We start from the raw sequence: 17716 nt of genomic DNA on the forward strand, positions 1-17716 counted from the left end.
CCTACTGGACGCCCGAGCCCAGGCCTCCGGGGACGCGACCGACCGGTTCGTCGCGGCCCTGGGCCCAGAGGGAGCGCACATGGCCGAGGTGGCGGAGCATGCACTCCTGCGCCGCCTCGGCGTCCCCGCTCAGCATCAGGTCGAGCAGCTCGATGTGCTCCTCCGCCGAGGACACCAGCTTGCCGGCCTCGTCCAGGCCGGTCAGGCCGTACAACCGGGACCGCTTGCGCAGGTCGCCGACCGTCTCCACGAGGCGGTCGTTGCCCGCGAGGGCCAGCAGGGAGAGGTGGAAGCGGCGGTCGGCCTCCAGGTAACCGATGAGGTTGTGCTCGCGCGCGCTGGTGACGATCTCCTCGGCGACGGGACGCAGCGCCTCCAACTGCTCGGCGGTGGCGATCTTCGTGATCCGGCCGATGGTCGGCACCTCGATCATCGTGCGCAGTTCGGTGAACTGGTCCAGGTCGCGCTCGCTGACCTCGGTGATCCGGAAGCCTTTGTTGCGGACCGGCTCGACCAGCCCTTCCCGGGCCAGGTCGAGCATGGCCTCGCGGACGGGGGTGGCCGAGACGCCGAGTTCGGCCGCGAGGCCCGGTGCGGAGTAGACGCTTCCGGGGCGCAGCTCACCCGCTATCAGCGCGGCTCGCAGGGCGTGGCCGACCTGGTCGCGGAGGCGTTCCTGGGCCTTGATGAGACTGTGCTGCTTCAGGTCACCCATTGCATTTCCTCCGAGACCCCCGTACACCACCGACGAGGAGAGGAACAGCGTACAATGTCACGTTGCGCTGCTCACACTCCGGCGGCCTCGTACAGCGCGACCGCCACAGCGAGATCTTCCCAGGCCATGCCCACACTCTTGAAGAGCTGTGGACAACTCCGCGGCCCGCCCGCCGGCATCCGACCGCCGACCAGGTCGGCGAGGGTGCCGCTGATATGACCGGGTCCGATGGCTCCCTCGGCCTCCGGGACCAGCAGGTCCCCCGCCTCGCGCAGGGCCGCCGCCCGGGACTCCACGTACACCGCCGCCCGTCGCACAAGGGCGGTGTCCGTCTCCCGGGCCGTCGGCTCGTGCGAGCCGACCGCGACGACGGTGGCGTGCGACCCGACCAGCCGCCCGTCGAACAGCGGCTCCCGCGCCGTGGTGCAGCAGATCACCAGATCGGCGTCGGCCACCTCCTTCGGGGTGCCGGTCCGAGCGGCCGGGCCCAGGGTGCGGGCGTACGCGGCGAGCTCCTCCGCCCGCCCCCGGTCCCGTGCGACCACCACCACCTCGGCCAACTCCCGTACGGCCGAGGTCGCTTCCAGATGTCCGTACGCCTGTGGCCCCGAGCCGAAGAGCACCAGCCGCAACGGGCGACCCGTCGGCGCCAGGTGACGCAGCGCCAGGGCGGAGACCGCCGGGGTGCGCAGGGTGGTCAGCGCCGCGCCGTCGAGCAGGGCCAGCGGGCGCAGGGTGGGCCCGTCCAGCAGGAGGTAGGAGCCGGTGATCCGGGGCAGCCCGCGGGCCGGGTTGCCCGGCGCGACCCCGGCGATCTTCACCCCGGCGTACGCGCCGGACGCGGCCGGCATCAGCAGCAGTTCGCCGCCGCCGGGCACCTCGATCGCGGAACGCGGCGGGCAGCTCTCCGGGTCGAGGCCGCCGAGCAGGGCGGCGGCCACGGCGTCGGCGGCCGCCGCCGGACCGATCAGGTCGGCCATCCGCCCCGCCCCGAACTGCGGGATGCCCGTCACAGCAGGAATCCGGTGCCGAGCGCGTCGTGCGGGTCCACCACGAAGGTGTGTTCGCCGGTGCGGTGGGCGGTGCCGGTGACCTCGGTGACCCCGCCGTCCGACATCCGCCCGGTGAACACCGTGCCCGTGACGGACTCGTGCAGCAGGTCCTCGCCCGGCCCGAGCCGCCCGTCCTCGGCCAGCAGTGCGAGCCGCGTCGAGGTTCCCGAGCCGCAGGGCGAGCGGTCGATCTGCCCGTCCGCGAACACGGTGACATTGCGCTGGTGAGGTCCGAAGGGGGTGTCGGGCAGCTCCTCGTGGAGGATCACCCCGTAGACACCGGAGAGCAGCGGACCGTCCGGGTGCCAGGTGGCGGGGTGGGTGGCCAGCGCCGCCCGGACCTCCTGGCCGGCCCGCACCAGGGCGGGCAGCGCCGCCCGGGATACGTCCAGGCCGAGGTCGCGCGCGCGGACGGCGGCGTAACAGGCCCCGGCGTACGCGATGTCCACCTCGGCGAGCCCGAACGAGGTGGCGACGGGCACCTTACGGGCGCCCACCACCGCCGGGACGTTGCGGAAGGTGACCCCGGTGGTGCGGCCCCCGGCGCGGTGGACGGTGGCGGTGACCCGCCCGGACGGTACGTCGATGCGCACCGGGACGTCCCCGTCGTCCGGGGCGGCGACCCGGCCGGTGTCCACGGCCCAGACCCCGAGGGCCATGGTGCCGTGGCCGCAGGCGGTGGAGTAGCCGTCCTTGTGCCAGAACAGCACGCCGAAGTGGGCTCCGTCGTCGTCGGCCGGGACCACGAACCCCCCGTACATCCCGGCGTGCCCGCGCGGCTCCTGCACGAGCAGGCGCCGTACGTCGTCCAAAGCGCCCCGGCGCGGCGCGGTCCCGGAACCTCCCGGGCCGATGACCGTGGCGCACCGCTCGGCGACGGTGTCCCCGGGGACCGGCGGCATTCCCGGGGCGGCGCTGTCGACGATCCGGAAGGGCTCGCCGGCGGTGTGGTAGTCCACCGTGCGGACGGTGATCACAGCAGGAACCCTCCGGGGAAGGGGTCGGTCGGGTCGAGGAAGTACTGGGCGGTACCGGTGATCCAGGCCCGTCCGGTGACGGTGGGGACCACGGCCGGACGCCCGCCGACGGTGGCCTCGGCGATCAGCCGGCCGGTGAACTCCGTCCCGATGAAGGACTCGTTGACGAAGTCCGTGCCGAGTTCCAGCAGGCCACGGGCGTGCAGCTGAGCCATCCGCGCGCTGGTCCCCGTACCGCAGGGCGAGCGGTCGAACCAGCCGGGGTGGATGGCCATGGCGTGCCGGGAGCGGTGGGCGTCGGAGCCGGGAGCGGCGAGGTAGACGTGCTTGACCCCGGCGATGGCGGGGTCCTCGGGATGGACGGGCCGGTCCGGCCCGGCGTTGATCGCGTCCATCACCGCGAGCCCGGCGGCGATCAGGTCGTCCTTGCGGGCACGGTCGAAGGGCAGGCCCAGGGCGTCGAGTTCGACGAAGGCGTAGAAGTTGCCGCCGTAGGCCAGGTCGTAGGTGACCGCGCCGAAGCCGGGGACCTCGGCCTTGAGGTCGAGCCCGACGGCGAAGGAGGGGACGTTGGTGAGGGTGACGGCGGTGGCCGCCCCGTCCTCGACCCGGACGTCGACGCTCACCAGCCCGGCCGGGGTGTCGAGCCGGACGGTGGTGACCGGCTCGACGACCGGGACCATGCCGGTCTCGACGAGGACGGTGGCGACCCCGATGGTGCCGTGCCCGCACATGGGGAGCAGGCCCGACACCTCGATGTAGAGGACTCCGTAGTCGGCGTCCGGACGGGTCGGGGGCTGCAGGATGGCGCCGCTCATCGCGGAGTGCCCGCGCGGCTCGTACATGAGCAGGGTCCGGACGTGGTCCATGTGCTCGATGAAGTGGAGCCGCTTCTCGGCCATGGTGGCGCCGGGGATCACCCCGACTCCCCCGGTGACGACCCGGGTCGGCATGCCCTCGGTGTGCGAGTCCACCGCGTGGTAGACGTGACGCGTGCGCATGTGCGGTCCCCCGGAGGACTAGTTGAGGCCCTCGGCGAGGGCCTTCTCGGTGGCGGCGCGGACGGCGGCCTCGATCTCGCCGGTGAGCGGGAAGCGCGGCGGGCGGGTGGGGCCGCCGGGGCGACCGGCGAGGTCCATGGAGAGCTTGATGGCCTGGACGAACTCGGTCTTGGAGTCCCAGCGCAGCAGCGAGTGCAGGGACTTGTAGAGCGGCAGGGCGGTGTCGAGGTCTCCGGCGACGGCGGCCCGGTAGAGCTGGGCGCAGGAGTTCGGGAGCGCGTTGGGGTAGCCGGCGATCCAGCCGACGGCGCCCGCGAGCGCGAGTTCGAGGAGGACGTCGTCGGCGCCGATCAGCAGGTCGAGGCCGGGGGCGAGCTCGGCGATCTCGTACGCGCGGCGCACGTCCCCGCTGAACTCCTTGACGGCGACGATGGAGCCGTCGGCGTGCAGCCGGGCGAGCAGGTCCGGGGTCAGGTCCACCTTGGTGTCGATGGGGTTGTTGTACGCGACGACGGGCAGCCCGGCGCGGGCGACCTCGGCGTAGTGGGTGCGTACCGCGTCCTCGTCGGCGCGGAAGGCGTTGGGGGGCAGCAGGAGTACCGAGCCGGCGCCGGCCTCGGCGGCCTGGTCGGCCCAGCGGCGGGCCTCGGCGCTGCCGTAGGCGGCGACGCCGGGCATGACGCGGGCGCCGTCGCCGGCCGCCTCGACGGCGGTACGCACGACACGCGCCCGCTCCTCGTCGGTGAGGGTCTGGTACTCCCCGAGGGAGCCGTTGGGGACCACGCCGTCGCAGCCGTTGCGGATCAGCCAGGCCACGTGTTCGGCGTACGCGTCGTGGTCGACGCTGAGGTCCTCGCGCAGCGGGAGCGCGGTGGCGACCATGATTCCGTGCCAGGGACGGGTGCGGGGCGCGGGGGTGTGCGCGTGGGTCATGTGAGAGCTCCCTAGTGTGGTGTGTGACATTTTACTAGCGGGTGAGGTGCGGCCACAAGGGCCTCGGCACCCCGATCAGTGCGTGGCGGGCGGAAGTTCGGCGAGGTGGCGCAGCGGAACCGGACAGGACAGCGGCCGCCGGTCGGGCGCGGCTTCCTCCCCGGCCAGGGCGGCGACGGCCGGACCGCACATCCGGCCCTGGCACCAGCCCATACCGGCCCGGGTGAGGAGTTTGACCGTACGGGCGTCCCGCGCGCCGAGGTCGTCCGTCGCCTCGCGGATCCGCCCGGCCGGCACCTCCTCGCAGCGGCAGACGACGGCGTCGTCCCGGAGCCAGCCGGTCCACCCCTCGCCGGGGCGGTGGGCGGTGGCCATCGCGTCGGCGAAGGCCCGCAGCCGGGCCCGGCGGCGGGTGAGGCGGGCCCCGGGCGGCGCGCCCGCCACCGAGTGCGCGGCCAGCTCACCCTCGATCATGGCGAGTTGGGCCCCGCCGATACCGCCGGTCTCCCCCGCCGACCAGATGCCGGGTACCGAGGTCCGCTGCTCGGCGTCGAGGACGAGGGCGACCGTGCCGTCGACGGACGGGCGGGTCTCGCAACCGAGGCCGGTGGCGAGTTCCAGCTGGGGTACCAGCCCGTGGCCGACGGCGAGGGCGTCGCAGGGGATCCGGCGGGCGGTGCCGGGCAGCGGCCGCCAGTCCCGGTCGAGCCGGGCCACGGTGACGGCCTCGACCCGGTCGGTGCCGTGCGCCTCGGTGACGGCGTGCCGGGTGAGCAGCCGGACGTGATGACGGGCCAGCGCCCCGCCGTAGCCGGCCGCCTCCACGAACTTGCCGGGGTTGCGCAGCAGGGCGGGGACCTGACCCGCGTACGCGGTGTAGGCGGCGGCCTCCACCACGGCCGGCACGGTGGCTCCGGCGACGACGAGCGACCCGGCCACGGCGAGCAGCAGCGGCCCGCTGCCGGCGACGACGACCCGCTCGCCCGGCAGGACCAACCCGCCCTTGAGCATCGCCTGCGCCCCGCCGGCCCCGACCACGCCGGGAAGGGTCCAGCCGGGGAAGGGCAGTTGCCGCTCGTAGGCGCCGGTGGCGATGAGCACCGCCCGGGCCGTCACGGCGGCGGCCCGCTCCTCGGGGGCGTGACCGGCGACGGCGTGCAGGATCCATTCGGCGGTGGGGGCGGCGGACCCGCGGTGCGTCACGGCCGCCCGGCCCGGTGCCACCGTCCACACGTGGTGGAGCGGGAGGTAGGTGATGCGGCCCGCCGAGACGTGGGCGCGCAGGGCGGCTTCGCGGGTGGCGAACTCCGGCCAGCCGTGGTGCAGCGCCTCGGGGCGGGCCGCGCCCAGTCCCGGTGCGGGGTGGCGGTAGAACTGCCCGCCGGGCCGGTCGCCCGCATCCAGCAGGGTGACCCGCAGCCCGAGGCCGGCGGCCGTGACGGCGGCGGCGAGCCCGGCCGGACCGGCCCCGACGACGGCGAGATCAGCCGTCGGCGCGGGCCCGTCGGCGGGCCCCGGCCCGACGGCAGCCGCAGGTGTCGACAGGGCGGCAGGACCTGACTGATCCGTGGGATGCGCGCGGCCGACGCGACCCGCGGGTTCAGACGGCGAGGTCGGCATGGCCGGTTCCCTCCTGGGTGGTGACGGAGTCCCCCGGTCGGGCCGGGAGCAGGCAGGCGCGCTGGTTCGGGCGGCCGTTGACCGTGACGAGGCAGTCGTAGCAGCTGCCGATCCCGCAGAACGCGCCGCGCGGGGCGCCGCCCTCCCTGGTGGTCCGCCAGGCGAGGATGCCCGCGCCCCAGAGCACGGCGGCGATGCTCTGGCCCTCCTGCGCGGGCAGTTCCCGGCCGTCGAGGTCGACCGTGAAGCGGGAAGCCGGGCTGCCGCCTACGAGTGAGCGGGGGCTGCGCATCAAAGGGTCCTCCTCGAGGTGGTGCCGGCGGGCCGGGGTCGGTGTGGTGGGCGCCGGTCGGCGCGTGGGTCGCCGAGGCGGATCACGTGTGGCGTCGCGGGCCTCACCTCGGCCCGCCCCCGGCGTCGGCAGGGCCCTGCTCGCCGCCCTCGAAGCGGTCCGGGCGGAACGGGTGCGTGGGAAGCGGCGGTTCGGCCCCCGTCAGGGCGGCGGCGATCAGCGCTCCGGTGGCCGGGGCCAGGCCGATGCCCGCGCCCTCGTGACCGCAGGCGTGCAGCAGCCCGGGGCGCCGGGGGTCCGGGCCGATCGCCGGGAGGTGGTCGGGCAGGTAGGGGCGGAAGCCGTGGTAGGCGCGCATCACCCGGACGTCCGCCAACACCGGGAAGAGTGCCGCGGCCTGGCCTGCCAGCCGGCGCAGGGCCTCCGTCGAGAGGGTACGGTCGAAGCCGACCCGCTCCCGGGTGGCGCCGATCAGGACCGGGCCGGACGGGGTGCCCTCGACCACCGCCGAGGACTGCAGGGCGGCGGAGCCGCTGGCGACGTCCGCGATGTAGTCGGCGGCGTAGACCTTGTGCCGGACCACCCTCGGCAGGGGTTCGGTCACCAGGACGAAGCCGCGGCGCGGGAGGACGGGCAGGGTGACCCCGGCCAGCGTGGCGATGCGACCGCCCCAGGTGCCGGCCGCGTTCACCACGGCCGGGGCCAGGAGTTCACGGTGCGGCGTGCGCACGCCGCGTACGGCGCCGCGGTCCAGCAGGACCTCGCTCACCTCCTCGCCGAGGTGCACCCGGGCACCGGAGGCGGCTGCGGCGGCCAGCAGCCGGGCCGCCGCCTGGGCGGGCTGGACCTGGGCGTCCTGCGGGTAGTGGAAGCCGCCCGCGAGGCCGGGGGCCAGGTGGGGCTCCAGGTCGTGCAGGGCGTCCGCCGCCACCTCGACCGCCTCGACGCCGGCGGCTCGTTGGCCCTCGGCGAAGTGCCGTAGGGCCTTCACGGTGGTCGCGTCGGGGGCGACGACGAGCCCGCCCTTGGGCTCGTACTCGATCTCCCCCGGCAGGACGGCGGCGAGTTCGGTCCACAGGTGGGTGGACAGCAGGGCGAGGTCGAGTTCGGGTCCGGCCTCCTTGTCGGAGACCAGCAGGTTGCCTTCACCGGCGCCGGTGGTGCCGCCCGCCACGGGGCCCCGGTCGACCACGGCGACGGAGAGTCCGGCGCGGGCCGCGTAGTAGGCGCAGGCCGCCCCGACGACGCCGGCGCCGATGATCACGGCGTCCAGGGAGTGTCTCTTGAGCACGGCAGTAATATGTCACATTCTTTAGAGCATGCCCAGGCACCCGGACCGGTCCCGCACCCCCCTCGGATGCGGGACCGGTCCGCCGCCGGGCCTGCGCCGATCAGCTGCGGAGGGGACCCTCACAGCTGTAGCCGGACGTGCCCGCGACCTTGTTGGTCCAGATCTCCACCGGGCCGAAGGAGCAGTTCATGTCGGCGAGGTTGTTGGAGGCCGTGCCCGCCCGGTCGAGGATGAAGTAGTCGACCGTCTCCGACATGTCCTTGAAGACCTGGTCGTCGTTGCGCCAGTTCTTCAGGTTCGCGGTGATCCGACCGGTGCAGGTGAAGCGGCGCTTGCCGGCGTCACCGTTCTCCACGCAGTCCGGCGTGTTGTACGTGGCCGTGGCGAACGAGGACTTCACCGAGGCGAGCGCCGCGTCGCGCAGCCGCTCGTTCGGGGTGAAGGAGGTGTTCGGCACGTAGAGCTGGTCGACCTTGGCTATCTGCGCGTCGAGGAAGCGGTCGTAGTCGCGCTGGAGGTAGGTGTCCGCGCCCATCCGGAAGCGCCAGGCGTCGTAGGCCGCCACGTCGTCGGCCCGCAGGTGCGTGTACATCTCGCGCAGCAGCGTGGGCTTCTCGGCCCACAGGAACTCGAAGAAGGTGCCCGCGTAGCTGTAGAAGCGGAAGCCGTCGCCGTCGTAGGTGGCGTTCAGCAGCTGCTCGACGCTCATGCGCGGGCCGCCGCCGGCCGTGTCGCTGATGATGCTCTTGACCAGGGACTTGCGGACGGCGATGCCGTTGTCGCGGGTGGCGCCGTCGAAGAACTCGGCCGTGCCCTCGTCCATGGCGGTCGTGCGGTCGCTCTCGTACCACTCGCCCTGGCCGAAGAAGCCGGGTACGGCGTAGCGGCCGTTGAGGTAGTGCGTGTACTCGTGACGGAAGAGCTCCTCGAGGGTGAGGGAGGAGTCCTGCGGGACGCGGCGCTGGTAGGTGTAGAAGGTGGCGCCGTTCTCGATGTAGATGCCGCCGTTGTTGGTGTCGTAACCGGTCAGGATCGGGTGGTAGTTCACGTAGTCGGCGCGGGAGGCGTAGAGCACGATGTTCAGCGTGGTGTTGGGGTCGCCCGCGAGCGGCTGGTCGGTGCCGAGCACCCGGTGGTACTGGGCCTTCACCTGCTTGCTGGCGTAGTAGAGCTGGTCGACCGTGGCCCGGTCCAGGGCGGTGCGGACCTTGATGGCGCCGTTGTCGTAGGAGTAGGTGTAGGGGAAGAGCTGCTTCTCGATGTCCTCCTTGCACACCCCGTACGGCTTGCAGGCCTCGTAGACGTTGAGCCAGGAAACGAGCTTGGCCCACGGCTCGCTGCCGTCGCCGAAGGCGGCCCGGACCGGGCCGAGCATCGCACCGAGGTCGGCGACGACGCGGTCCTTGAGGCCTTCGACCTGGCCGAAGCGGGCGTACTCGCTCAGGGCGTCGCGCACCACCCAGGCGTTGGTGGTGTCCTTGAGGTGCGTGTATCCGGCGAAGGCCTTGAAGGCGTCGCGGTAGGAGGCGTCCGCGGCCACGGCGGAGTGGAAGGCCGCGTCCTGGTTGCCGGGGTAGACGCCGAGGTAGGAGACGGACAGCGCGGACAGTACGGCGCCGCCCCAGCCGGCGTCGAGGTGGGTGGCCGGGTGGGCCGGGTCCATGGTGGCCAGGACCTTCTTGATGAGGCCGAGCTGGTGCTGGCGCAGACCGGGCGCGCTGCCGGCGTAGAGGGCCTCGCGCAGGGTGCGGGCGTTGGACGGCGTCGCGTCGAAGGTGTGGGCGGCGGCGCCGAAGTCGGCGATGGCGCGGCGCATGGCGTCGACGGTGGGGGCGTCGGTGACGTCGATCTCGGGGCGCGAGTAGTCGTGGTAGGCGACCGCGTGCAGGTAGGTGAACATCTCCTCCAGGTGGGAGGAGTTACGGCCGTCGTGGGCGGCGGCCAGGCTGGATATCCGGCGGGAGACGGCCTGTACGTGCGCGTCCGACATGACCGGGGTCAGGCGGGCGTCCCAGGTCCAGATGAGGCCGCGCAGACAGCCGTCGGCGAGCACGGCCTGGTCCGCGAGGAAGTCGGCGAACTGCTCGGGGGTGAGCCCGGTGATCCCGTCGAGGGTGCAGGGGACGCCCGCGGCGACGCTCTTGGCGGTGGGCGCCGCCTTGGCCGTCCTGCCGCGCTTCTGCAGGTCGTCGGCGGGCGCGGTGGCGGTCGCGGCGCCCGGGACCTGCCCGGTGATCTTCTGCCCGCCCGGGGCCGGGGCCGGCGCCGGGGTGTTGTCCTTCGCGTCGGCCAGGCGGTCGACCTCGTCGAACGGGTTCCCCGTGGGGCCGGGGGCGGGGGCGGCCGGGGCGGCCTGTGCGCCGGTGAAGGGGGCCGGGGCCGCGGACTCGGCGGCCTGCGTGGCGGCCTGTCCCGCGGTGGCGAGGAGGGTCACGGCTACGGCGGAGGCCAGAAGGGAAGAGCGCACAGCTCTGTGCTTGAGCACCGAGAACTCCTGATTGGAGAGGTGAGGTGGGGGGTGGTGCGTGAACTGCCCTGCGTCACACGGCGTTTGACGGGGATTAACGTGCCGCGGTGTGAGCTGTAACATAGTAATGTGAAATTGCACTGACAACCCCTGTGCGCCCACCAGTTCACTTCTTTCCTGAGGGAGCCCTCGTGACCGACGCCTCCACCCGCCTCAACACGGGCAGTCACGACCGCCCGGTCTCGCCGGAGTTGTCCCGGTTCATGGCGGGGAACTGGGCCGCGAGCCCGCTGCCCGACTCCGCCCGCGTCCCCGGCCACGACGTCACCCCGGCCCGCCGGGCGCGACTGTCGGCCCGCTTCCCGGGCGAGCGGCTGATCGTCCCGGCCGGGGAGCTGAAGGTCCGCTCCAACGACTGCGACCACCGCTTCCGGCCGCACAGCGCGTACGCCTGGCTGACCGGCCTCACCGGCGAGGACCAGGCGGGCCACGTCCTGGTCATGGAGCCGTCGGGCCCGCACGACCACGAGGCCGTCCTGTACCTACGGCCGCGCTCGCCGCGGGTGGGCGGGGACGGGGAGTTCTACCGGGACCGCCGGTACGGGGAGTTCTGGGTGGGCCGCCGGCCCGACCTCGCGGAGGCCGAACGCCTCACCGGCATCCGCTGCGCGCACCTGGACCGGCTCGGCTCACCGGCCGGACGGAACGCGACCTCCGACGCCGAACTCGCCTCCGCCCTGTCGGAGCTGCGCCTGGTGAAGGACCCGTGGGAGGTGGCCCAGCTCCAACTGGCCGTCGACCACACGACGGCGGGCTTCGAGGACGTCGTACGGGCCCTGCCGCGCGCGATGGCGCATCCGCGCGGGGAGCGCTGGATCGAGGGGGTCTTCGGCCTGCGCGCCCGGGCGGAGGGCAACGGCACCGGCTACGAGACGATCGCGGCGTCCGGCGCGCACGCCTGCACCCTGCACTGGATCCGCAACGACGGCCGGCTGAACGGCGAGGAACTGCTGCTCCTGGACGCGGGCGTGGAGACGGACACCCTCTACACGGCGGACATCACCCGCACCCTCCCACTGTCGGGCCGCTTCTCCTCCGTCCAACGCCAGGTGTACGAACTGGTCCTGGCCGCCCAGGACGCGGGCATCGCGGCGCTGCGCCCGGGGGCGAGCTTCGGGGACTTCCACCGGGCCGGCATGCGGGTGATCGCGGAGGGCCTGGCGGAGTGGGGCGTCCTGAAGGACGCGGAGGGCGACCTGCACCGGCGGTACACGCTGTGCAGCAGCGGCCACATGCTGGGGCTGGACGTTCACGACTGCGCGAAGGCGCGGGCCGAGACCTACCTGGACGGCGTCCTGGAGGAGGGGCAGGTCCTGACGGTGGAGCCGGGCCTGTACCTCCAGCCGGACGATGAGACCCTGCCGGCGGAGCTGCGGGGCATCGGCGTCCGCATCGAGGACGACCTGGTCATCACGTCGGACGGCGCCCGCCTGATGTCGGGCGGCCTCCCGCGCACGGTGTCCGGCATCGAGGACTGGATGGGCCGGCTGCTGGACGCTCCCTAGTGCCGTGGCCGGAAAGGTGCGCCGGGTCGGGCGTCGCGACCCGGTGGACCTTGCCGGTCACGGCACTAGCCACCCCCCTGACCGCTGTGCGGGGTGGCGAGCCGGGCGGTCAGCTCCTCGACGAACGCCTCCAGATGGGGCGGGCGCGGTCCGGTGCGGGTGGCACAGAACCAGGTGCGGGTCAGGGGCTGCGCGCCGATGCCGACGAGGGCGAGGCCGTGCGAGGCCGCGTAGGGGGCGGCCACCCAGTTGGGCAGCACGGTCACGCCCTGGCCGCCGGCCACCATCTCGATGACCAGATCGGTCACCACCGGCATGGTGGTGATCCGGGCCGGCCGGGACCCGACGGGGATCGGCAGCGGTAGCGACGGGATCCGCTTCTGGTCGTAGAAGTCGTAGAGGACGAGATCGGCCCCGTCGAAGTCACGGGCGGTCAGGTGCGCCCGCGAGGCCCACGGGTGGCCGGCGGGCACCACCGCCACCATCTCGTCCTCGAACAGTCTGGTCAGAGACACCCGGTCCATCTGCAGGTCCGGCTTGGTGACCAGCGCGACGTCGACGAGGTCGGCGAGCAGCGCGGGGATCGGCGCGTCGTCGGCGACGGTCTCGATGCGCACGTCGATGTCCGGCGCCCGCTCACGGAAGGCGCGGAGCACGGGCGGCAGCCACGGGAAGGTCGTACTGCACTGCGCGGTGAAGCGAACCCGCCGGTCGCGCCCGTCACGGATCTCGCGCAGGTCCCGGGCCGCCGAGTCCAGTTCGCCGAGGACCTGGCGCGCCGCGACCAGCAGTCGGCGACCCGCGGCGTTGGGGACCAGGCGGCGGCCCTTGCGGTCGAAGAGGGGCATGCCGAGGCGGGCCTCCAGCCGGGTGAGCCGCTGGCTGAGGGCGGGTTGGCTCACGTAGAGCCGCTCGGCGGCGGCGGTCAGCGAACCGGCCTCGGCGGTGGCGGCCAGGAGCTCCAGGTCACGCAGGTCCACATCCATAACCCAGGATTATCACACCATCCAATCTTCGTCGTGGTGTTATGAGTTGGGCGCTCCTAGGTTCGTGGTGTCAGCCGGTCGGAACCCCGACGGACGACATCGACGAGAGGCACAGCGCCATGACCGACACGCACACCGACATCGACGACACCACGACCACGACCGCTCTGGTCACCGGTTCCTCCAGCGGCATCGGCCTGGACATCGCCCGCGCCTTCCTCGCGAGCGGCGCCAATGTCGTCCTGAACGGCCGGGACGCCGACCGCCTCGCCAAGGCCGCGGCCGCCCTCGGCCACCCCGGGCGGATCGCGTGGGTCGCGGGCGCCATCGCCGAGCCGACGACGGGCGAGGCCCTCGTGCGTACCGCCCTCGACCGGTTCGGCCGCATCGACGTCCTGGTCAACAATGCGGGTACCTTCGCCCCCAAGCCCTTCACCGAGGTCACCGAGGAAGAGCTCGACGGCTTCCTGACCGGCAACCTCAAGGGCACCTATCTCACCACCCAGGCCGTGGTACGGGCGCTGCGCGCCCAGGGCCGGGGCGGCAGCATCGTCAACATCGGCACCGTCCTGGTGGACCACGCGTTGGCGGGCTTCCCGTCCTCCGCGCCGGTGGTCAGCAAGGCGGGGGTGCACGCGCTGACGACCAGCCTGGCCGCCGAACTCGCCGCCGACGGCATCCGCGTGAACCTCGTGGCCCCCGGCATCATCCGCACCCCGCTGCACGCGGGCTCGGACGTGGACGCCTTCGGCGGGCTCGCCCTGCTGAACCGGGTCGGCGAGGTCCCGGAGATCTCCGAGGCGGTGCTCTACCTCGCGGGCGCCACCTTCGTCACCGGCCACGCCCTGCGCGTGGACGGCGGCCACGTCACCGGCCGCGCCTGAGCCGACACCCCACTCCCCCTCCCCACCGGAAGGACACCCTCACCATGCCGTACGTCAATGTCAGGATCACCCGTGAAGGCGCCACCGCCGCACAGAAGGCCGAGATCATCGCGGGTGTGACCGACCTGCTGGTCCGGGTCCTCGACAAGGATCCGGCCACCACGTTCGTCCTCATCGACGAGGTGGAGCTGGAGAACTGGGGCGTGGCCGGCGTCCGGACGGACGAGTACCGCCGTCTCCGCGCACGGCACTGAAGGGTGTTGCAGAAGGTCGGGCTTCGGCAGGCCGAAGCGGCGCCTGACCTGCTGTTTCACCGTGTCATGGCGAGGTTGTGCATGGCGGCGACGGCCTGGGCGAAGGTGTGCTCGACGCGTGCACGGACGCGTCGGTGTTCGGCGTTGTCCTCCTCCTGGCCGCGCAGGAGGGGACGTCCGGCCCTTCTGCGGTGCGGGACGATCAGGCCGGTGCCGAGGTAGGCCCCGTCCGCGATCACCGTCGACCCGGCCGCCGCGGCCGGCAGGCCCGACTCCCGCCACACGTGGGCGTCGGCCTTGTTGCCCGGCGCCGGCCGGGCCGACGCGATCACCAGACGACTGTCCTCCTTAACGAGTGGCTGTGACGGTCGCCCTGCTGGGACCATGCGCCGGTGAACTCAGAACTCCCCGCCGGATGGACGATCGAGCGCGTGCGCGCTCTTTCCGGAGACCCAAGCGCCGCCCAGCTCTCCTTCTCCTCCGATCGGCTCGTAGTCGTCGAGGTGGCCGGTCAGGGCGACTACGAGCCGCTTCGGCCCGATGTGATTCTTGCGTTCCACGAGTTGTGCCTCGTGAGGGACGACGGTGAGTGGTTCATGGGGCAGCTCGACGATGACGGCTCGGTGATCTGCTGGGCCTCCTACGGATCCGACCTGGCCGAGGCCATCCGCAGCCTCTGAACAACACCCCGCACCATCAGTCACTTTCGCAACAGGCCCTGGCTTGATCTTCAACCTGTGCGGCGGGGCCGTGGGGTGGTCGACTTCGGCTTCCCGGACGCTGCAGTGTCCGCTCTGCTGGGTGTGTGGACGTCGTGGCGTGGGGTGGGCCGGGGGTTCTTTCGACTGGGTGGTCGTCCGGGTCCGGGGCGGGTGGGTTTCGGTGCTTCGGCCGGGCAGACGACCTTGGGGCGGATGTGCCGAAAGTCGCGGCGGACACGTGCCGGGGTGAGTCTGTCCGAGGCGATGGGCTTCTCCCATGGCCGACACCGGTCGGCTGCGAGTGGCCAGGCCCGTCGCAGTTGCGTATAGGCGGCGAGGATCAGCCAGGTCCAGCGGTCCGCCGCCTCGGGGGTGCGGATCATCGGGCAGGTCCAGCCGAGGGTCTGCTTGAACAGGCGGAAGGTGTGCTCGATGTCGAGACGACGCGGGTATGCCTGCCAGAGCCGGTCGGTGTCCGCTGCGTCTGCGTCGGTGCCGGACCACCAGAGCCAGACCGGCTTCGGGGTCGCTCCGCTGGGCAGGTGATCGATGTCCAGGCGGATCACGGTCCCCTCGACGATGGGGAGGGTGCCGTCGGCTGCTGCCCAGGAAGAGCAGTGGGTGAGCTTGGGGTGGAGCCGGTCCCACGAGCGTGCTCGGACGGTTCCGTAGAGGCGGGTTTCGGTGACGGTTTCGGTGTCCGGGGTGCCCCATGTGTCGGGCTGCCCGAAGACGAACTCGCCGCCATGCCGGGGCGGTCGGCCCATGGTGTGAGGCCGCCGCGGCGGGGCCGGCCTGCACAGGACGCGGTCCGAGCGCATCCGGGCCAGGACCTTCACCGGCAGGTCCCGCAGAATGTGGGCCAGGCGTGGTGCGTCGTATCCAGCGTCCGCGATGACCAGGACCTCCGGGTCACCGGTCCACCACTGGCCTGCGGTGATCAGTCTCTCGACCAGTTCGCGCAATTGTCGGGCGGTGACGGTGGCGGTGTCGTCCCCGGGTGCCGGACGTCGAGCGTCCAGCGGGGCGGTCCATGAGCTGCGGCCCGGCTCCAGCGCGCAGACAATCGAGTACGGCCACCCGGGAACGGGGATGTGCTGGTCCTTGCCCCGGCCGTAGGTGTGACACAGGATCCGCTGCGGCGAGGTGTGGGCGGCGGGCCGAAGCCGGCAGGTGACATCGACGGCCAGGACCGGCCGGCCGTCCGCCGCCCGCGGCAGCGGCGCCGAGGCCGGAGTCCGTCGCATCCGGTCCGCGTCGATTCGGCCTTGGGCGAGCGCGGCGTAGAGTCCTCCGTGTCCACGGCGGTGTTCGCCCACCAGCGACAGTTCGGGCAACGACCTCACCGGCCCGTCCCCGCACTGAACCGCGTCGGCCAGCTCGAACTGAGCATCCGAACCAGCGGTGAGACAGGCATAGAACTCGCCCCGGAACCGGGACAGTTCAGCCAACGGCTGTCGCCGGGCATCGTGATGCAGCAGAGTCATCCTCACGGCCTTCGTGCTGGACGTGTGTGTTCCTTGGTCGGAGCACACGTTCGGACGAAGGTCGTTTCCGCGTACGGCGGATACCGAACCGAGTGATCAAGTACGACACGCCGTTCGAGGAACGCCTGCTACCGCCGGCGCAGAGATCTGGGTCCGCAACGAGTTGACCAGTCGCCGGCCGGTGACAGCCGCTCTCCACCGGCCCGCACGACAACAAGCCTGCCATCTTCGAAAGCGATTCGATCACCAACAGCCAGGAAGAGCGGGCTCGCCAGCTCGAAGGCATATCGGTTGCCGATCTCAAGATCCTTGACCAGTACCAACCGCGAGGTCGGCGTGGCTCCGTCAGCTATCAGGCGCATGCCGAGATGGTCCCACGCGGCCTGAGATCCCCTCGACCCTGCTCAGCGGCTGACCAACGACCCAGACGTTAAAGATCAAGCTAGTACCCGATTCGCTCCGGCAGCGTCACATGTTTCTCCCACCCCGCGCGTCCGTACACCGGCTTGGCCGGCGGCCAGTTCACCGAAGCCGCCCCCGGGCACAGGAGCGCCACACGGTCCGGCAGGAGATACGGCGCCAGACCCAACGGGGGGCGTACCCCGTCCGGGGCCCGCCCCAGCTGCGCCACGAAATGGCCGAGCTTTAACGACGCCACGTAGCTGTACAGGCCGTGCTCGTGTTCCATCCGCGTGAACGACTCCGCGTACACCAGCTCTCCTGGAGACGTCTCCGGCTCGTAGAACGACACGGACACCACCATGGTGGGCCCCAGCGCGGCGTCCCGGTACAGGCTCTCCGGATCAACCGGGAGGATGATCTCCGATGTCGGCCGGCCCCCGAGCTGAGGCCCCCGGTACGAGACCATGAGCGTCTTGACCACCCACAACGACACCAGAGCCTGCCGCTCGCCTGTGAGCACCACCGGCAGACCCCGGATCATCTGCGAAAGCGGTTCCCGAACCCGCTTCTCCAGCTGCGACATCCACCCGTTGTTACAGCCTGTGCACACTACGCGGGCCTGATCGTTGAACAGCCCATTCTTCGTCTCATCCCGACGGTAGGCAACCCGGGGGCCATGAGGATCACGACCTTCGTTCTCGTTGATCGTGCGCTGGTGCGTAGGCGCGTCGGTGTACTCGGGGAACTCCCTCCTCAGCCACTTCGGAAGAATGTGCTCCTTCGACATGGGCCCCTGGGCGCCACAGAACATGCAAGCCATGAACAGCAATGCTAAAAGCCAACTCCCAACCGGGGGAGGGCAATAGCGCCACGGCAGAGCTGAAACAGTCACAGGGACTTCAAGATCACCTCATTGCCCCTTTAGCCCGTATCTCGGCCAGACCCCTTTCGGGCGTTTCCACCGGCCTGTCGGCGTGCGCATGAAAAGTGCTCACCGGGGGACGGTGCTACGCACCCTGCCACGCGTTCTGGGTGCTGTTCAGGGCGTGTGGGCGAAGCGCACTCGCCCTGCGAGTAGGTCACCCGACG

The 17716-nt window shown here is 72.1% G+C and carries 17 protein-coding genes and 1 pseudogene; 4 read left to right on the forward strand and 14 right to left on the reverse strand.

Going from position 1 to position 17716, the window contains the following annotated elements:
* Position 1: 1 nt before the first annotated feature.
* The 9 genes from BCL76_RS03780 to BCL76_RS03820 form a co-directional block, all read right to left on the reverse strand.
* Complete coding sequence (locus tag BCL76_RS03780) at positions 2 to 715, reverse strand: GntR family transcriptional regulator (RefSeq protein ID WP_030760795.1); 714 nt, start codon at positions 713 to 715, stop codon at positions 2 to 4.
* A gap of 71 nt (positions 716 to 786) precedes the next feature.
* Positions 787 to 1695: an ornithine cyclodeaminase family protein gene (locus BCL76_RS03785; RefSeq protein WP_109778334.1), complete on the reverse strand. Its 909-nt coding sequence runs from the start codon at positions 1693 to 1695 to the stop codon at positions 787 to 789.
* A 29-nt stretch (positions 1696 to 1724) separates the two neighbouring features.
* Positions 1725 to 2744 carry a proline racemase family protein gene (locus BCL76_RS03790; protein ID WP_258309277.1) on the reverse strand — a complete coding sequence of 340 codons (1020 nt, stop codon included), beginning with the start codon at positions 2742 to 2744 and terminating at the stop codon, positions 1725 to 1727.
* Complete coding sequence (locus BCL76_RS03795) at positions 2741 to 3745, reverse strand: proline racemase family protein (RefSeq protein ID WP_109778064.1); 1005 nt, start codon at positions 3743 to 3745, stop codon at positions 2741 to 2743. The genes BCL76_RS03790 and BCL76_RS03795 overlap by 4 nt, the downstream gene beginning before the upstream one ends.
* 18 nt (positions 3746 to 3763) lie before the next feature.
* Positions 3764 to 4678 (reverse strand): dihydrodipicolinate synthase family protein, encoded by a 915-nt coding sequence (locus BCL76_RS03800; RefSeq protein WP_109778065.1) that lies wholly within the window; start codon positions 4676 to 4678, stop codon positions 3764 to 3766.
* A gap of 75 nt (positions 4679 to 4753) precedes the next feature.
* Positions 4754 to 6298, reverse strand: a complete 1545-nt coding sequence (locus BCL76_RS03805; RefSeq protein WP_109778066.1) for an FAD/NAD(P)-dependent oxidoreductase — start codon at positions 6296 to 6298, stop codon at positions 4754 to 4756.
* Positions 6279 to 6590, reverse strand: coding sequence for a (2Fe-2S)-binding protein (locus BCL76_RS03810; protein ID WP_030760814.1), 312 nt, complete (start codon positions 6588 to 6590; stop codon positions 6279 to 6281). Before BCL76_RS03810 ends, BCL76_RS03805 begins: the two co-directional genes overlap by 20 nt.
* A gap of 103 nt (positions 6591 to 6693) precedes the next feature.
* Positions 6694 to 7881: an NAD(P)/FAD-dependent oxidoreductase gene (locus BCL76_RS03815; protein ID WP_109778067.1), complete on the reverse strand. Its 1188-nt coding sequence runs from the start codon at positions 7879 to 7881 to the stop codon at positions 6694 to 6696.
* Positions 7882 to 7981: 100 nt separating this feature from the next.
* Entirely contained in the window at positions 7982 to 10366 is a 2385-nt protein-coding gene (locus tag BCL76_RS03820; RefSeq protein ID WP_109778068.1) for a collagenase, read from the reverse strand.
* A 173-nt stretch (positions 10367 to 10539) separates the two neighbouring features.
* On the opposite strand from BCL76_RS03820, the gene BCL76_RS03825 reads away from it, so the two are divergent.
* Complete coding sequence (locus BCL76_RS03825) at positions 10540 to 11913, forward strand: aminopeptidase P family protein (protein ID WP_181382420.1); 1374 nt, start codon at positions 10540 to 10542, stop codon at positions 11911 to 11913.
* Positions 11914 to 11978: 65 nt separating this feature from the next.
* Here BCL76_RS03825 and BCL76_RS03830 read toward each other — a convergent pair whose 3' ends face one another.
* Positions 11979 to 12899, reverse strand: coding sequence for a LysR family transcriptional regulator (locus tag BCL76_RS03830; protein WP_109778069.1), 921 nt, complete (start codon positions 12897 to 12899; stop codon positions 11979 to 11981).
* A gap of 119 nt (positions 12900 to 13018) precedes the next feature.
* Here BCL76_RS03830 and BCL76_RS03835 point away from each other — a divergent pair, with 119 nt between their 5' ends.
* Both BCL76_RS03835 and BCL76_RS03840 read left to right on the forward strand, forming a co-directional pair.
* Complete coding sequence (locus BCL76_RS03835) at positions 13019 to 13783, forward strand: SDR family NAD(P)-dependent oxidoreductase (RefSeq protein WP_109778070.1); 765 nt, start codon at positions 13019 to 13021, stop codon at positions 13781 to 13783.
* A gap of 44 nt (positions 13784 to 13827) precedes the next feature.
* Positions 13828 to 14037, forward strand: coding sequence for a tautomerase family protein (locus BCL76_RS03840; protein ID WP_109778071.1), 210 nt, complete (start codon positions 13828 to 13830; stop codon positions 14035 to 14037).
* Between the two features lie 56 nt (positions 14038 to 14093).
* Here the strand turns inward: BCL76_RS03840 and BCL76_RS03845 are convergent.
* Positions 14094 to 14384: pseudogene (locus BCL76_RS03845) on the reverse strand (transposase family protein); the annotation flags it as partial.
* 45 nt (positions 14385 to 14429) lie between these two features.
* Between BCL76_RS03845 and BCL76_RS03850 the strand changes: the two are divergent.
* Entirely contained in the window at positions 14430 to 14717 is a 288-nt protein-coding gene (locus BCL76_RS03850; RefSeq protein WP_109778072.1) for a hypothetical protein, read from the forward strand.
* 50 nt (positions 14718 to 14767) lie between these two features.
* Here the strand turns inward: BCL76_RS03850 and BCL76_RS03855 are convergent, their stop codons facing one another.
* From BCL76_RS03855 to BCL76_RS03860, 3 genes are all read right to left on the reverse strand, one after another.
* Positions 14768 to 16225: an NF041680 family putative transposase gene (locus BCL76_RS03855; protein WP_109778073.1), complete on the reverse strand. Its 1458-nt coding sequence runs from the start codon at positions 16223 to 16225 to the stop codon at positions 14768 to 14770.
* A gap of 128 nt (positions 16226 to 16353) precedes the next feature.
* On the reverse strand, positions 16354 to 16587 hold the full coding sequence (locus tag BCL76_RS38440) for a hypothetical protein (RefSeq protein WP_146228312.1): 234 nt from the start codon (positions 16585 to 16587) through the stop codon (positions 16354 to 16356).
* Between the two features lie 80 nt (positions 16588 to 16667).
* Positions 16668 to 17414 carry a hypothetical protein gene (locus tag BCL76_RS03860; protein ID WP_146228313.1) on the reverse strand — a complete coding sequence of 249 codons (747 nt, stop codon included), beginning with the start codon at positions 17412 to 17414 and terminating at the stop codon, positions 16668 to 16670.
* Positions 17415 to 17716: the final 302 nt, after the last annotated feature.

Source organism: Streptomyces sp. CG 926 (genome assembly GCF_003148825.1).
Taxonomy (GTDB): Bacteria; Actinomycetota; Actinomycetes; order Streptomycetales; family Streptomycetaceae; genus Streptomyces.

Coding starts and splice junctions, on each gene's coding strand:
- BCL76_RS03805 (WP_109778066.1), bottom strand. CDS start 6,298: ATGCCGACCTCGCCGTCTGAACCCGCGGGTCGCGTCGGCCGCGCGCAT.
- BCL76_RS03800 (WP_109778065.1), bottom strand. CDS start 4,678: ATGACCCACGCGCACACCCCCGCGCCCCGCACCCGTCCCTGGCACGGA.
- BCL76_RS03795 (WP_109778064.1), bottom strand. CDS start 3,745: ATGCGCACGCGTCACGTCTACCACGCGGTGGACTCGCACACCGAGGGC.
- BCL76_RS03830 (WP_109778069.1), bottom strand. CDS start 12,899: ATGGATGTGGACCTGCGTGACCTGGAGCTCCTGGCCGCCACCGCCGAG.
- BCL76_RS03840 (WP_109778071.1), top strand. CDS start 13,828: ATGCCGTACGTCAATGTCAGGATCACCCGTGAAGGCGCCACCGCCGCA.
- BCL76_RS03835 (WP_109778070.1), top strand. CDS start 13,019: ATGACCGACACGCACACCGACATCGACGACACCACGACCACGACCGCT.
- BCL76_RS03810 (WP_030760814.1), bottom strand. CDS start 6,590: ATGCGCAGCCCCCGCTCACTCGTAGGCGGCAGCCCGGCTTCCCGCTTC.
- BCL76_RS38440 (WP_146228312.1), bottom strand. CDS start 16,587: ATGCGCCTGATAGCTGACGGAGCCACGCCGACCTCGCGGTTGGTACTG.
- BCL76_RS03780 (WP_030760795.1), bottom strand. CDS start 715: ATGGGTGACCTGAAGCAGCACAGTCTCATCAAGGCCCAGGAACGCCTC.
- BCL76_RS03855 (WP_109778073.1), bottom strand. CDS start 16,225: ATGACTCTGCTGCATCACGATGCCCGGCGACAGCCGTTGGCTGAACTG.
- BCL76_RS03860 (WP_146228313.1), bottom strand. CDS start 17,414: ATGTCGAAGGAGCACATTCTTCCGAAGTGGCTGAGGAGGGAGTTCCCC.
- BCL76_RS03785 (WP_109778334.1), bottom strand. CDS start 1,695: ATGGCCGACCTGATCGGTCCGGCGGCGGCCGCCGACGCCGTGGCCGCC.